Genomic DNA, 14,525 nt, shown 5'->3' on the forward strand with positions numbered 1-14,525 from the left:
TCAATCTTTATGGCACTTGAATCCTCCAAAACTATTGGAAAAGCAAACTTCGCACTCCAGCAGTTAACGTTAGAATTGCTTTACCTGCTCCCTGGGTAGCAGCTGGAGTCACCCGCTCCACATGTGCGGTATTTACCAGCGATTTGTGAGTTAGGAATATTTACCCTAGGATTTCCTAGCGGCACCAATGCAAATTGCCCTGCGGATACCCCCAATATTGCGAAAAACTTATATAGTTTAGGATTTCTTCCTGAATTGGCAGTAAATGGTAAGTATTGGAGCTCTACTGAAACCAGCACCGCTCCAACAAATAACGCGTGGTTCCAGGAATTTTTTGCTAATGGAATGAGTCCTTAGGGAAACGGCACCAAAAGCAATACTTATGGGACCCGTTGCCTCCGGGTTTTTGGCCTGGTTTAACTCAGATACTTTTTTATATTAAGGATGATAAATATGATGTGTATTAAAAAATGGATGATACTTTTTCTTGGCCTCTACGCTACTTTTTCTGCATCCCATGCAGGAATTGTAGAGCGTTACTTGCTAAAAAAACAAGAAGAAAAAACTCCTTTAATTGCTGGAAAAACCATCCGACCCGCATATTTTAAACAATTGATTGACCATAATGACCCGGCTATGGGAACTTTTCCCCAGCGTTTCTATATTGATGAAACATATGGTCCTAAAGAGGATTCACCGGTATTTTTCTATATTTGCGGCGAAGCCGCCTGCACGAAGCGCGCGCTAAACGGCGCTATCAGAAATTATGCCCAAAAATTTCATGCCAAACTGGTTGCCCTAGAGCATCGATATTATGGTGAAAGTTTACCCTTCAATTCATTGTCAACTAAAGACTTACGTTTCTTAACTACAGAAGCAGCTTTAGATGATTTGGCTTATTTCCAACGCCATTTAAAAAGTGAAAAAAACTGGACTGGGAAATGGATTGCTTTTGGTGGTTCTTATCCGGGCTCTTTATCGGCTTATTACCGCTTAAAATTCCCTTATTTGGTTGTCGGTGCCTTGGCTTCATCAGCACCAGTCATGGCTAAAGAAGACTTTGTTGAGTACGATGCGCATGTCACCCAAGTTGCCGGCTTACATTGCGCCAGTCAAATGCGTGAAGTTGTCATTGAAGTGGAAGCCAGTTTGAGTGACCCAGTGAAATTAGCACAAATGAAATCATTGTTTGATGCCTCTGCGGTTACTGATCCAGTTGATTTTTTATACTTAATTGCGGATACCGGCGCAGCAGCAGTTCAATACGGAATGCGGGATGCCTTTTGCACCAATTTATCTGCAAGCCCAACACCACTTCAAGGTTATGCTGAATTTGCCAGAAAATTATATCAAGACATGCGGGTTAATGCGGTAGATATGACAGCCCAAGGAGCGCTAAGCGAAAATCCCGGCGATTATAAAGATGGTTTAGGAATGCGCCAGTGGTACTATCAATCATGCAGAGAATACGGTTATTGGCAAAATGCCCATCCTAATTCTGCACTTTCTACGCGTTCTTCATTAATTAATTTGGATTATCACCATAATGTCTGTCTGCGCTTGTTTGGTCTAACTCAACCGGCCAATACAACAGAACTCAATAATACCTTATACTTTCCTTTAATGGACATCCTGGCATCTAATATTTATTTCACTAATGGAGAAAACGATCCCTGGTCTACTCTTTCTTTGGCTGAAAAAAATAGCAACGCGATGAACCCCAAACTAACTTATCAATTGATTCAAGGGGCAGCGCATTGCGACGATTTACACAGCCCCTCTTTGCTTGACTCCGCTGCTTTAATTGCTGCTCGCAAAACAATGGAATCGTTATTGACTGAGTGGCTTAAGTAAATTCGCTTAACCCTTTCCCACAATAGGGAAAGGGACGTAAGAGGTTTTTACCAATAGACTTCTTCGAAAATTCGCTAGAAGCCTATCGCTATTTGGGATGATTTCGCGGATGCTTATCTTCGCCCTCGTTTTTGGCACCACTCAAACGCTCTTTCATCATAATAGTTGCCTTTCCGGGTAATCGCTCTAAAGCACCACTTTTGTCCAGAGCATCAATAAATTGAGAAGGAGACAATGCCTTTAGTTTTTCACTAACCGGTAATTGCAGCACAGGAGAAGGGATATCCTCCACACCCTTATTTTTCAACTCATACATCAGCTGCTCATTTAATTCGTTAATAGCTGATATAGTACAGACACCTACAAATGGGGAGCAAATAAGGGTAACTGGGCTTTTATCTTCCGAGCGGAAATCTTCTTGGGCTGATGTACTCTGATGAATGAGCCCATGATAAATAGGACCTATGAGTTGGGCATCATGGATTTCGCGTTGAATAATCGCAAATTTATTTTCCAATTGCGGTAACCAGTCATCACCTAAATGTTTTTTTAGGAATTCTTTTAGTTCATCACCTTCAATTAATTTATCCAGCTTGATCCTATATTCCTCACTATAGAGAAATTCAGACAAGACAAATTCATCTTCTTTTTGATAGTTGGGATGGAGTAACATGGGGGCACCTTTTGCTTGAATCTCAAAAACCATAGCCTGGGAAGAAATATCAATACCTTTGGAAAAGCCTTGATTTAATGCTTTTTGGGCATCAGAATACAGTTCCGCCAAAGAAGAGGATTCAATTATTAACCCAGAACGCTCAAGTACAGCCAAATCACGTGCAAGAGAAGCTAAATCAGATAAAGCTCCTATTTTAGATAACGTTAATTTCTGATAACCATCAGAACGAATTTCATGCCAATGTCTTGATTTAAACGCTATGTTTTTTAGCATATTTATCATCGCAAAACTAATGCCTGTATCTTGCCGCTCCAGTTTTCCTAGCTCAAGAAGTTGTTTGCTTAATTCCAGATTACTTATCAATTTTTCTAAAAAAGCGTCAACTTTCTTTTTTTCTTCGGGCGTTAACTCGCCATCTGGGCCTTGTTTATCCGTTTGGATAACCCGTTCCAGCAAAAATAATGTGTCCAGATCTCCGCTGCTAAGTCCTGTTCCCTGAGCTATCTCTTCTCTAGTCATAAATCACCTGGTCACGCGTATGAGTAATACCGAAGCATAATTTCTTCGACTAAGTTGTTGACAAAGTTAATAAGCAAGGTAGGAAATAATTCATCATTAATATTTTCTTGTACTTGAAAAAGCAAAAACTGTTGCGCAATAAAGCCCACCATCTCACTAACACGCTCTGGTTTTGCCAAATAAAAAAAACAATCAGGCAAAGCAATTAGAATTTTATGAATCAATTTCTGCGCATCGGTATCTGTAATACCCAAAACCAGAGATATCGCTGAACTTGAGCTGTATTTGCTGTGTAAATTTCCTTCGCAGTATTGATCTACAATCCTATAGATCTCTTTGGCAGACTGCTCTTTCCGTGGATGCACAAGTTTTACTCCTATTCCCTCTCTTATTTCACCATTAATAATCCAATTTTAGACCAAATTTAGGGTCTTTTTCCATTTGGGCTTCGGTGCTCGAAAAATCTAACCATTTTCACTCAAGCCTGCGAAAAAGGAACAGCACCTGGTAATTCTGCTACATACAATCGCATTGGAGTTAGAATCTGCCACTTCGAAAATCATCCAGCGCTTGTATTATTTCTTCCTGGGTATTCATTACAAACGGTCCATGGCGGGTAATCGGCTCATGAAGCCTGGCCGCGGCAATCATAATACATTGACTTGCTGTCTCAGCTTTCAAAAATAAAGCATCCCCACCTCCAAGTTTTGCCAAAGTATCGTGTTGTACTAATTGCTCGCCTATGCGAACCGTTCCCGAAATCACAAGCAGAATAGCTTGGTAATCATTAGGGATATGCTGTTGCAAGCTTGCGCCAGGAGGTAAAATAATATCAAATAATAAAGGTTGTGTGGCAATGCCTGAAATTGGCGAATAGGTTCCTTTATCTGTCTTCCCCGCAATAACCTTTATTTGAGCACCGGTGTCATTTGTCTCCACCGGCAATTGGGCGCTTTGCATTTCCTGATAACGTGGATCACGCATTTTCTCTAACGCTGGTAAATTCAACCACAACTGTAACCCATGTAGTCTACCATTGGATGAAGGCATTTCTGAGTGAATAATTCCTCTACCAGCAGTCATCCATTGGACATCTCCAGCACCAATAACTCCTTTATGGCCTTTATTGTCTTCGTGAGTAATACTGCCATCAAGCAAATAAGTAATTGTCTCGAAACCACGATGTGGATGAGGAGGAAAACCAGCCATAAAATCCAAAGGATCGGTGCTATTAAAATAATCGAGTAAAAGAAGAGGTTCAAAATCATTGCTTCTCTCGATACCAATGTAGCGATGTAATTTTACACCACCACCTTCACGGACCAGGATACCTTTGATTAATCGCTCCACTTTAATTTCGCTCATGAATACACTCCATGTTAGCTAACTAAAACATAATTTCCATCGTTGCTATATAGCATAGCCTAAAATACGTCATCCGATATAGATGTTAAACTGAGACAAAATGAGAAACCATTTCATTCAATAATCTTCCTAACAGCGTCTCTAATATACTTTCAGTGTCTTTAGCATTTTTATGAAGCAATCTGTCCTCTTTTTTTGAACAAAATCCTGCCTGTGCTATGCTTTAAATTAACCCACTATGACTAAAAGAAATCACCAATGTTCTATTCAAGCACCTGGAGGGCAAATTATGTGGAGTAAAGCCAAAAATTTAGCTGGTCTAAATATACATCCATTTGGCGCTGTAATTCTAAGTCAGACAAGGAGCTCGTTAACTGGAAAACTTTTCAGCGGTGTTCAAACTTTTGATCTCACAGGGTGTGATCACATCCCGCTTACAAAGGGAAAGGTAAGCTATACCGATATGCTTGGCAGTTTGCCGTCAGGTACAGACATAGTTCATCGTGGCATGTCTGGACATGAGGAGCCAATCAATATTGCAACTGAGGGCGTAATAGGCGGCGGCACTTATGCTAAAAGACCTTTTGATTTAGGTCTTCCTCTATTTATACATAAACCCAAGAGCAGTGTATTGCTATCTACCTCACCAGATCCCTTCACCGTTAAAGAATACATGATAGGGTTTCAACTCATCAAAGCAAAGGGTGGTATTATCTCAATGAACTTACCCTCTGTATTTGTTCGCCCGCAATCTTCACGGCATGTGGATGAAGAACAGTTTCAATACTATCAAAAATGTCTTGAAGCAGAACGAGACAGCACAGAGTTTACCCGAGGTGAAAACATTTTTGATCTTGCTGATGGAAATAATGAAACAACAGCTATCTTTGCCTCAAAAAAAGGGGAGGATTGGCGTCCAAGAGTTCGAGATCTTCATAGTATAGTGCTCGTGAGCGACGCTGCTGGGCGTATTTTGAGTGGCTTTATGAAAGCAGACCAGATCGAGGCAACAACAATTAGTAATCCAGATTTTCAAAAAAAAGTAATGGCGATAGAAGTTTTTACAACATCGACAGGTGAAGGAAAGCACTTTCAAGAACACCTTGATCGCATGAGCAAACGAGCACGCAAATTAGGATTAATCGATGATAGCGAGAGAGTTTTAACACTGCTTGATGTTTCTTTGCTAATGAACTCTCCTGAATACCAAGAGGCTCAGAGAAAATATAAGACAAACGGACAAACTATTATATTAAGCTCCGTACCTAAAAGTATTCCCATTGCATCTGAAGAACTTGTTAAGTATGCGCTTTCCTTAATTGAATCAAATCCTGAAAAAGAACTGGTATCATCTTTCAATGAATTGAGGATGTAAATTCAACCACTAAATTCTTTTCTTAGCTTTCGGCAAATTGGAAGCTAAGGAAAAGTATTTTTGCTACCTGGAATTAAAACTATTAAATAGAAACCCATTTTTACTGGATAAATTGTGTAATGGCGAATTTTCTTCTTACTCATTTTTTGAACAATTATTTTTTTAAACTATGCTTATAAAATAAGCAATAAACTTAAATTTACTATCTTTTGTTTGAAGAGTGCACTAGAAGAGAGCCCATCATGAGAAGATTAACTCGAGTAAGTAGTATCAGTCCTTGCCGTAGTTTGGTTTTACGCAATCTATACCCTAATAAAGGCATATTCGGCCTCGATCTCCCTAGAATTACACATTCCGAGCATCATAAGCCTCTGACTGCTACAAAGGTAAAAGTAAGTTATAAAGATATGATTCATAGTTTGCCGTCGGACCCAAGCTTAGTCCACCGCGGAATGGCTGGTTTGAAAGAAGCAGAAAATATTGCACATGATGGAAGACTTGGTGCAGGAAAATACCAAAAAAGGCCTAAAGGTTTAAATATTGCTGAGTTTATATTCGATCCAACAAAAAGTAGCTTGCTGTTGTCAACCTCACCTGATCCTCATACAGTTAAAGAATACACTATAGGATTTCAGCTCATTCAAGCGAAAGGAACCATCGCATCGATGTGTTTGCCTATGGTCTATATTCGTCCACAAACAGCTCGACATATTGATATTGAACAATTTGAGTATTTTCAAAAGGTTCTCGCGACAGAGGTAGAATTGGGGAACCGCACACGGCTTGAAAATATTTTTGATCTCGCTGAGGGAAATAATGAGACAACAGCAATCTTGGGGGTAACAGAAGAGGATGACTGGCGCCCAGTATTTGACACGGATGTTCATAGTCTGATGCTCGTGCAAGCCGCGGGACGTATCTGGAGTGGCTTTGCCAAAGCGGATGAAGTAGAAACGACTACTATCATTAATCCAAACTTTCGCAAAAGAATAATGTCGCTAGAAGTTTTCTCAACCACTACTGGACATGGCCCCCAGTACGACAAATATTTTGCAAAAATGAATGAGCGGGCAATAGCATTTGGACTTATTGATAAAGGTGATAGAATTTTAAGTCTAACCGATACTGCTTATCTAATGAGTTCTGCCAAATACCTGACTATGCTGGATTCATATGAGACAACCGGTGAAACGATTGCATTGAAAGGTGTTCCAAAAAGTATTCGTACTGACGAGGAACTCGTTGAGTTTGCAATATCTGCAATTATAGATTGTCCTCATAAAAAGCCAGTTATCGAGGACAGTAGTACCCTGAGTTTATAAACTTAATGATCGAACAAAAGTTTTTTTTCTCGGTTCCATTAAATTGGAAGTTAAACAAAAAAATTTAAGTGCAAGCTGTAGATTAGCGCATTCTTCTTTGCCGACTCCTGTACAAACTTAACTCCAATTAGGCTAAACTCTCTGCTTCTTTTGGTTCTTTTATAATCAATGTACATCCTGGATCCCGACGCTTAAAATGTTTACGACACGTCGAGGAATACATGTTATTGCCACCGATAACGACCTGCTCGCCTTCGGTAATCACCTCACCCTGGGCATTTAATCGTAGGATCATGGTTGCCTTACGACCGCAGTGACAGATGGTTTTAAGCTCGACCAACTCATCCGCCCAAGCTAAAAGATATTGGCTTCCCTCAAATAACTCACCACGAAAATCAGTACGTAATCCATATGCGAGCACAGGAATGTCCAATTGGTCAGTAATTTCCGTTAATTGATGAACTTGTATCCGCGTTAAAAATTGAGCTTCATCCACTAAAACACAAGCGTATTTTTTTTCTTGCATTAGAACTTGCTTGTACAGATCGTCTTCAGGATTAAAAATCAAAGCGTGTTCAGATAAACCAATACGCGAATGGATAGCACCATGCTGATAACGATTATCTATTGCCGGTGTAAATAACAAAGTATCCATACCGCGTTCACGATAGTTATAACTTGATTGCAAGAGAACCGTACTTTTCCCCGCATTCATTGCTGCAAAATAAAAATAGAGTTTTGCCATTGGAGCGTTTCGTTTTTTGAAATACCCTCATCATACCCAAATCATTTACCAATGGTCTACCATGCTAGCCAAATTCGTTAAATTTATGCGATTTCAGGAGTGTTTTTTGATATAGTAAAAAAATATTTTTTCCCATTAGGGGCTGTTTTACATAGAATGAAGTAATTCAATATTTGTATGAGATAACTATGATGAAAATAAAAACCTTTGTCCTATTGATTTTAATGGCCACCGCTCCCCTAAGCAAGGCGGATGTTCTGCTTAAGGACACTCAAGGCAATACCATTTCTTTTGCCTCTTTAAAAGGGAAATGGGTGCTTATTAATTACTGGGCGGGCTGGTGTAAAACATGTATTGAGGAAATTCCTGAATTGAATCGATTTTATCAAAAACACGAAAAAGATCCTGTTGTATTATTTGCAGTAAATTACGATGGACTCCCGGTACATAAACAAAAAAAGCTCATTCAAAAATTCAATATTCAGTATCCCTCACTTGTGACCGATGCGGCGCTTGCATTAGGGCTAGGTGATATTATTGGGGTACCTGTTACTTTCGTCATTAATCCTAAAGGGGAACTTGTTAATACTCTTTATGGCGGCCAAGACCTTAAGACCCTGGATATGGAGATAGGAAAGACATAAAATACAGAAACAAAGCTTCAAATAAGCTATTAGCTCCGATCCCCCATGTTAATGTCTATTCGCACGGGGCTAAACACTCACCAAAGTGGAGGCGCTGCGAAATTGCCTTTCTCCTATCAGGAATCCTCACTCGCAAACAAGCGTTGTTTTTGTGCTTGAGTAATCCGAATCTTCAGCAACCAGTCACCGTTTTCATTATGTGACTCACTTAAAACAGAGCCCAATTCATAAAGTTGTGAGCGTAATTTAGCTTGGGTCGCTTTAAGCACTACATTTTCAATAAGCACTGCTCCATGCAATTGGGTACTAATCGCTTCTTTAAGTAAATCCAACCCTAAATTTGCTGCAGCAGAAATCCAGACTTTACACTTCTCGTCCTGATAGTCAATTTTAGGCTTCCACCCTTCCTTTAAATCAATTTTATTGAATACCTGTATGATGGGGATATCATGCACACCCAATTCATCTAAAACTTGTTGCACTGAAAAAACGTTGTCTCGCCAATGAGTGTCAGAAATATCAATTACATGCAATAACAAATCAGCCTGTTGTGTCTCTTCCAGAGTAGCACGAAATGCTTCTACCAATTGATGAGGCAAATCGCGGATAAAACCTACCGTATCAGTTAAAATCACTGAGGAAGAACCAGGTAAATTGAGTTGACGCATGGTTGGATCCAAAGTAGCAAACAACTGATCTGCCACATAAATGCTTTCACCAGTTAAAGTATTGAACAAAGTGGATTTACCAGCATTGGTATAGCCTACTAAAGACACGGTAAACAAAGAGGCTTTACGTCTGGCCTGTCGGTTTTGATCCCGACTACTACGTACTTTTTCCAAACGTTTATTAATGTATTTGATGCGTTCTCGCAATAAACGACGGTCTGTTTCTAATTGCGTTTCACCAGGGCCTCTTAATCCTATACCTCCTTTTTGCCGTTCCAAATGGGTCCAACCACGTATCAGGCGCGTTGATAAATGTTGTAATTGAGCCAACTCAACTTGCAGTTTCCCTTCGAAAGTTCGTGCGCGCTGAGCAAAAATATCCAGAATTAAACCGCTTCTATCTACTACGCGGCATTCAAATAAACGCTCCAGATTTCGTTCTTGCGATGGCGACAATTCATGATTGACCAGCACCAATTCAGCATCAAGCACTTTAACCAGCTGCGCAATTTCTTCCGCCTTACCTTTACCGATATAATATTTGGCATCAGGAGTTGCTCGAGTGCCTAAAACACAATCCAATATTTCTGCTTTTGCTGAAAGTGCTAATTCTTCAAATTCCTGCAATGCCTTATCTGCATCAACTCCCGGCAGTGTTAGTTGCACTAATACCGCTCGCTCCCCGCCTTGAGGTCGTTCAAACACTAACTTATTCTCCGAAAAAACTGAATCCACGGTTGAGAACAAACAAAAGCCTCCTCTGAGAGATATGTAAATTTTCAGACGAGTGCTTTCACCCAGAAATGAATTATCTTCTCATTACCGGAATTCAGGTTGAGCCAAAGGCCCAACCTACGATGGATACTGAAATTTTTCTAGTCTGCCACAGTTCCTTCGCTTCCACCAGTTTCGTCTTCAACAGGCATTTTTATTGCTCGTGAAGGAACCACGGTAGAAATGGCATGCTTATAAACCATTTGTGTAATTGAATTTTTCAGCATGACCACATATTGGTCAAAAGAATCCACAATACCATGCAATTTGATTCCGTTTACCAAAAAAATGGATACAGGCACCTTTTCTTTGCGTAATTCATTTAAAAAGGGGTCTTGTAGTAAATGAGTTTTAGACATTGCCCACTCCTTGTTGTTATTGTATTTTTTAAAGGCAAAACATGCATCTGATCACTTATTCGACATTTTTTCGTAAAACTTTAGATTAATTTCATGACAGTTCGATTTTTATCCGTTACTATAGTTTCCAAATTTAGCTCTGATGTCAGTAAAAAGGAATTTCGGTAGCTTATGCCGGAAGAGAACAAAGGAGATAATATTTATTTTTAATTGGAGTAACTCCTTTGTACAGGGGCTGTTTACATTTCGCTAGCTTGAGCCCAAATGGCCTAGTTTTCGCGCGCCCGAAGCACAGCATGCACGCAGTACGAAAGCATTGGCGCACCGAAAATCTGGGCAGCCCCGCCAAGAGGGTAGAAATGGAAACAGACCCTAATTGTTCATTACACTTTCTCATCTTTATTTAAGGAGGATTAAATGGCATTTACTCGTATAGATATAATTGCGCTAGAAAATCCCTATGAGCAGTTGAGCGATGGGGATGCATTGGCAAAGAATGCTGAAGTGCTCAATACATTAAGCAATAAAGAACAAGTCGCACTGGCTACTAATATAATCGCCGCCTGCCCTGAAGCAAAATTCAAACAATATGCCCATCACATTAGAGCATTAGGGAACCTAACCCAAAGCGCGGATACATTCCACTCTGTACTCTCTGAAGCATATCAAGTTAGACAGCGCCTTAACTCCTTACTTGACTCTCGCAATAAAACACCACATGCTTTATTTTTAGGAAAGGAATTTAACCCCGGCCCGTTCCATCGTTTTAGCACGTTAGCCAAGCATTTATTAGAAAGTAATGAGCCTGCAATTGCAGAACGCTTAGCTTTAAGTGTCCCCGAGCAGGATCGCAGTCAAGTAGCTCACAATTTAAGTACTATGTTCCCCAAGCATATCCTTGCAGAAAAAACTCAACTTGCGTTTATGATGCGTCGGAATATAGAAAAGTTGTTATTAGGAGACAATCCAGAGAAATTTTTTACGAATCGTGATTACAGTAAAGATACCTGCAGGATGTTCATCAATATGTTTCGCACCTTATTAAAAGGCCAAGAAGAAACAATCGGTGAAAAATTATGTACTATCGAGTCTGAAAGCACGCGAGCATCAGTCAAGCGTCACTTAGAGTTACTGCACACTGAAGTATTCGATGAAACAAATCCGTTCAAACTCATTGCTGATTCCCTCCGTGCAAAAGAAAGTTCTGAACAAAAGAAAACAGGCTCTCAGACAACAAATCCATATGGTTATTTTAATAGCAGATCACCAATACTTCCGTTGAGCATAACACCAACCAATGATACTGATGAAAAAGAACGCTCCCAACGTAAGGAAGAGGAAGAATATGATGAAAGCACACGCAGTGACTCATTCACAAGCACTTCGTTTTAAATACATCTGCCCTTACAAAGTAAGGGCACTTTTTTTTGATCCTTAATTGCAAGAGAGGTAAGTTAATGACGCAAGAAAAACTGACTGTCGCATTAGTGCAAGAAAAATGGCACGAAAACCCCAAAGAACATCAGGATAAGCTGGCTTCAGGAATTCATGCTGCAGCACAACAAGGAGCAGCTGTAGTTTGTTTGCAAGAGCTTACGCTAAGCCCTTATTTTTGTACTCGTTCAGATGTAAATTCGACTCCTTTTATGGAAGATATTCATACTGGTCCAACTGCCCAATTTGTCAGCAAAATGGCAAAGATACATAATGTATGCATTACTGCCTCATTGTTTGAAAAAGCAGGCTATAATACTGCTGTGGCATACAATAATGAGGGGGAGCTTATTGGCGTAACCCGGAAACAACATATCCCCAGTGGTGAAAAATACCATGAAAATTTCTATTTTAAACCCGGCGACTCCAATTACCCAGTTCATCACATCGCAGCACACAAATGGGGGTTACCTACCTGTTATGATCAATGGTTTCCTGAGCTGTCACGCATTTATGGTTTAAAAGGAGCGGAAATTTTAGTTTATCCCACAGCAATCGGTGGGGAGCCCACTGCTCCTGAAGTAAATACACAGCCGATGTGGCAAAAAGTTATGGTTGCGCAAGGAATCATGAGTAATACATTTATCATTGCAGCTAATAGAATAGGTTGTGAAGATGGATTGGAGTTTTATGGCAGTAGCTTTATCAGTACGCCTATGGGTGAAATTTTGGCACAAGCACCCCGCGACAAACCTGCAGTACTAGTGGTGGAATTAGACTTTAGCCAACGCGAATTATGGGGACGATTATTTCCTTTTGCGCAACAGCGAGAGCCTTCCACCTATCATGAACTTGTAAAATCACGTTAATCCCTTTGGAATATTGATACTATGAACGTCGGTGCACCATCTGAAGAAAATTTATATAACATCAACAACTGGGGTGAGGGATACTTCAGTATTAATGCCGAAGGGAATATCGAAATCAGCAAGGCACCAGGGAAGCCTGGTGTTGAACTGCAGGCCATTGTTAAGGCAGCGAGCAGGGCAGGACTCCATTTACCGCTTCTTATTCGCTGTTCTGATATTTTACATGATCGCGTGCATCGCATTTATGAGGCATTCACTCAGGCCATAGCAGAAAATGAATACACGGGGGACTACAAGCTGGTTTATCCCATTAAAGTAAACCAAGAGCAAAGTGTGGTTAGAGAGTTATTAAAGTCCCCAAACCACTCTATAGGCCTGGAAGCTGGTTCAAAGCCTGAACTTATGGCTGTAATTGGCATGTTAGGCAATCAGCAAAACAGTACGATAGTTTGTAATGGTTATAAGGACAGCTATTATATACGTACTGCATTAATCGCCCAGCAAATGGGGCATAAGGTCTTTATTGTTATTGAAAAGATATCTGAACTGGATATTATTTTAAAAGAATCTGCTCGCTTGAAAATAAAACCTTCTCTTGGAGTTCGTATCCGTTTAATCACCAAAAGTGCAGGCAAATGGGAACATACTGGTGGCGTCAAATCCAAATTTGGCCTTACAGCAAAGCAGGTACTTGAGGTAATCACTCAATTAAAAGCGCATGACATGCTCGATTGCTTGCAACTTATGCATTGTCATTTGGGTTCACAAATTGCCAATATTCATGATATTCGCCATTGTATGCAAGAAGTATCTCGTTACTATGTCGAATTACGCAAATTAAATGCCCCCATCGATACCATTGATGTTGGGGGTGGACTCAGCGTGGATTATGAGGGAACTCATTCAAATCAAGGCTGTTCCATGAATTACAGTTTGCATGAATATGCCACGCATATTCTCCTTGCAATTCAATATCTCTGCCAGGAAGCCGATGTTCCTGAACCTAACATTATTTCAGAATCAGGAAGAGCGTTAACAGCCCATCATGCTGTTTTAATTTCTGATATCAGTGATATAGAAATTATCAATAAATCGCCCTCGCTTCCAGAAATTACCGATGAAGATTCCCATGTAATTCGTGATATTTATGATACGTTTCATGCAATAACAGCAAGCTCACCTACGGAGATATATAACTATGCAGAACATTCGTTGAATGAAGCTCATTCTTTGTTTAAGCATGGAGTGATTAGTTTGCAAGAAAAAGCCAAGGTAGAAGCATTCCATACCAATATATGCATGGAGCTTAAAAAGCGGCTGAATGTAGAAAATCCTACTGAAGAAACTTTGTTAGCAAAAATCAATGAAGATATGGCAGTTAAAGTGTTCTGCAATATCTCATTCTTCCAATCGATTCCTGACGCTTGGGCTATAGGACAGATTTTTCCCATCGCACCTATTTCACAACTTACACAAACACCAGCTATGCACAGTGTATTGCAAGATTTAACCTGTGACTCAGATGGCACTATTAAAGAATATCTAGGCAGTTCTTGCGTTAACTCAACGTTAATGCTTCCTCCATATGATAATAATAACCCTTACTCATTGGGCTTTTTCTTGGTAGGTGCTTATCAGGAAATATTGGGTAATTTACATAATTTATTTGGGGATACCAATTCGCTGGATGTTAAACTCTTTGACGATGGACAGTTTGAACTCAACGATTTAGTGAGTGGAGATACAGTAACTAACGTCCTGAATCTTGCTCATTTTGATACTAAAAAATTAGTTCAATCCTATGAGAAGCAATTAATTCATGCTGAATTACCTAAAGAGACAACGCTTTTGTATTTAAATGAGTTAAGAAGCATTTTTTCTCAATTAACTTATTTAGACGAAAACATTCGGAGAAAATAAG

13 protein-coding genes are annotated in these 14,525 nt (G+C 39.9%); 7 read left to right on the forward strand and 6 right to left on the reverse strand.

Annotated elements, in window-relative coordinates; translation table 11 throughout:
- Positions 1–453 precede the first annotated feature (453 nt).
- A complete protein-coding gene (locus Lpar_RS03830; protein ID WP_172465755.1) occupies positions 454–1,854 on the forward strand; it encodes a S28 family serine protease in 1,401 nt (466 codons plus the stop codon).
- A gap of 88 nt (positions 1,855–1,942) precedes the next feature.
- On the opposite strand, the gene Lpar_RS03835 is transcribed toward Lpar_RS03830, so the two are convergent.
- From Lpar_RS03835 to Lpar_RS03845, 3 genes are all read right to left on the reverse strand, one after another.
- Positions 1,943–3,049 carry a hypothetical protein gene (locus Lpar_RS03835; protein WP_065236062.1) on the reverse strand — a complete coding sequence of 369 codons (1,107 nt, stop codon included), beginning with the start codon at positions 3,047–3,049 and terminating at the stop codon, positions 1,943–1,945.
- 11 nt (positions 3,050–3,060) lie between these two features.
- Complete coding sequence (locus Lpar_RS03840) at positions 3,061–3,414, reverse strand: hypothetical protein (RefSeq protein ID WP_058516670.1); 354 nt, start codon at positions 3,412–3,414, stop codon at positions 3,061–3,063.
- Between the two features lie 172 nt (positions 3,415–3,586).
- Positions 3,587–4,414: a pirin family protein gene (locus Lpar_RS03845; protein ID WP_058516671.1), complete on the reverse strand. Its 828-nt coding sequence runs from the start codon at positions 4,412–4,414 to the stop codon at positions 3,587–3,589.
- Positions 4,415–4,703: 289 nt separating this feature from the next.
- Between Lpar_RS03845 and Lpar_RS03850 the strand changes: the two genes are divergently transcribed.
- Positions 4,704–5,789 (forward strand): hypothetical protein, encoded by a 1,086-nt coding sequence (locus Lpar_RS03850; protein ID WP_058516672.1) that lies wholly within the window; start codon positions 4,704–4,706, stop codon positions 5,787–5,789.
- 242 nt (positions 5,790–6,031) lie between these two features.
- Positions 6,032–7,111, forward strand: a complete 1,080-nt coding sequence (locus Lpar_RS03855; RefSeq protein WP_058516673.1) for a hypothetical protein — start codon at positions 6,032–6,034, stop codon at positions 7,109–7,111.
- Between the two features lie 127 nt (positions 7,112–7,238).
- Here Lpar_RS03855 and Lpar_RS03860 read toward each other — a convergent pair whose 3' ends face one another.
- Positions 7,239–7,856, reverse strand: coding sequence for a thymidine kinase (locus Lpar_RS03860; protein ID WP_058516674.1), 618 nt, complete (start codon positions 7,854–7,856; stop codon positions 7,239–7,241).
- A 188-nt stretch (positions 7,857–8,044) separates the two neighbouring features.
- Between Lpar_RS03860 and Lpar_RS03865 the strand changes: the two genes are divergently transcribed.
- Positions 8,045–8,500, forward strand: coding sequence for a TlpA disulfide reductase family protein (locus Lpar_RS03865; RefSeq protein WP_115341201.1), 456 nt, complete (start codon positions 8,045–8,047; stop codon positions 8,498–8,500).
- Positions 8,501–8,616: 116 nt separating this feature from the next.
- On the opposite strand, the gene hflX is transcribed toward Lpar_RS03865, so the two are convergent.
- Positions 8,617–9,873, reverse strand: coding sequence for a ribosome rescue GTPase HflX (gene hflX / locus Lpar_RS03870; protein WP_058517069.1), 1,257 nt, complete (start codon positions 9,871–9,873; stop codon positions 8,617–8,619).
- A gap of 170 nt (positions 9,874–10,043) precedes the next feature.
- Positions 10,044–10,301, reverse strand: a complete 258-nt coding sequence (gene hfq / locus Lpar_RS03875; RefSeq protein WP_058459568.1) for an RNA chaperone Hfq — start codon at positions 10,299–10,301, stop codon at positions 10,044–10,046.
- Positions 10,302–10,718: 417 nt separating this feature from the next.
- On the opposite strand from hfq, the gene Lpar_RS03880 reads away from it, so the two are divergent.
- The 3 genes from Lpar_RS03880 (at position 10,719) to speA (ending at position 14,524) form a co-directional block, all read left to right on the forward strand.
- Positions 10,719–11,693, forward strand: a complete 975-nt coding sequence (locus tag Lpar_RS03880; RefSeq protein ID WP_058516675.1) for a lpg0008 family Dot/Icm T4SS effector — start codon at positions 10,719–10,721, stop codon at positions 11,691–11,693.
- Positions 11,694–11,758: 65 nt separating this feature from the next.
- On the forward strand, positions 11,759–12,604 hold the full coding sequence (locus Lpar_RS03885; protein ID WP_058516676.1) for a nitrilase-related carbon-nitrogen hydrolase: 846 nt from the start codon (positions 11,759–11,761) through the stop codon (positions 12,602–12,604).
- A 21-nt stretch (positions 12,605–12,625) separates the two neighbouring features.
- Positions 12,626–14,524 carry a biosynthetic arginine decarboxylase gene (gene speA, locus Lpar_RS03890; protein ID WP_058516677.1) on the forward strand — a complete coding sequence of 633 codons (1,899 nt, stop codon included), beginning with the start codon at positions 12,626–12,628 and terminating at the stop codon, positions 14,522–14,524.
- Position 14,525 lies beyond the last annotated feature (1 nt).

Origin of the sequence: Legionella parisiensis (assembly GCF_001467945.1) — a bacterium.
GTDB lineage: Bacteria > Pseudomonadota > Gammaproteobacteria > Legionellales > Legionellaceae > Legionella > Legionella parisiensis.

Bases quoted from the DNA above. Each gene is read 5' to 3' on its own strand.
- Lpar_RS03855 (WP_058516673.1), top strand. From the start codon at position 6,032: ATGAGAAGATTAACTCGAGTAAGTAGTATCAGTCCTTGCCGTAGTTTG.
- Lpar_RS03835 (WP_065236062.1), bottom strand. From the start codon at position 3,049: ATGACTAGAGAAGAGATAGCTCAGGGAACAGGACTTAGCAGCGGAGAT.
- Lpar_RS03885 (WP_058516676.1), top strand. From the start codon at position 11,759: ATGACGCAAGAAAAACTGACTGTCGCATTAGTGCAAGAAAAATGGCAC.
- Lpar_RS03865 (WP_115341201.1), top strand. From the start codon at position 8,045: ATGATGAAAATAAAAACCTTTGTCCTATTGATTTTAATGGCCACCGCT.
- Lpar_RS03830 (WP_172465755.1), top strand. From the start codon at position 454: ATGATGTGTATTAAAAAATGGATGATACTTTTTCTTGGCCTCTACGCT.
- hfq (WP_058459568.1), bottom strand. From the start codon at position 10,301: ATGTCTAAAACTCATTTACTACAAGACCCCTTTTTAAATGAATTACGC.
- Lpar_RS03850 (WP_058516672.1), top strand. From the start codon at position 4,704: ATGTGGAGTAAAGCCAAAAATTTAGCTGGTCTAAATATACATCCATTT.
- speA (WP_058516677.1), top strand. From the start codon at position 12,626: ATGAACGTCGGTGCACCATCTGAAGAAAATTTATATAACATCAACAAC.
- Lpar_RS03845 (WP_058516671.1), bottom strand. From the start codon at position 4,414: ATGAGCGAAATTAAAGTGGAGCGATTAATCAAAGGTATCCTGGTCCGT.
- Lpar_RS03880 (WP_058516675.1), top strand. From the start codon at position 10,719: ATGGCATTTACTCGTATAGATATAATTGCGCTAGAAAATCCCTATGAG.
- Lpar_RS03860 (WP_058516674.1), bottom strand. From the start codon at position 7,856: ATGGCAAAACTCTATTTTTATTTTGCAGCAATGAATGCGGGGAAAAGT.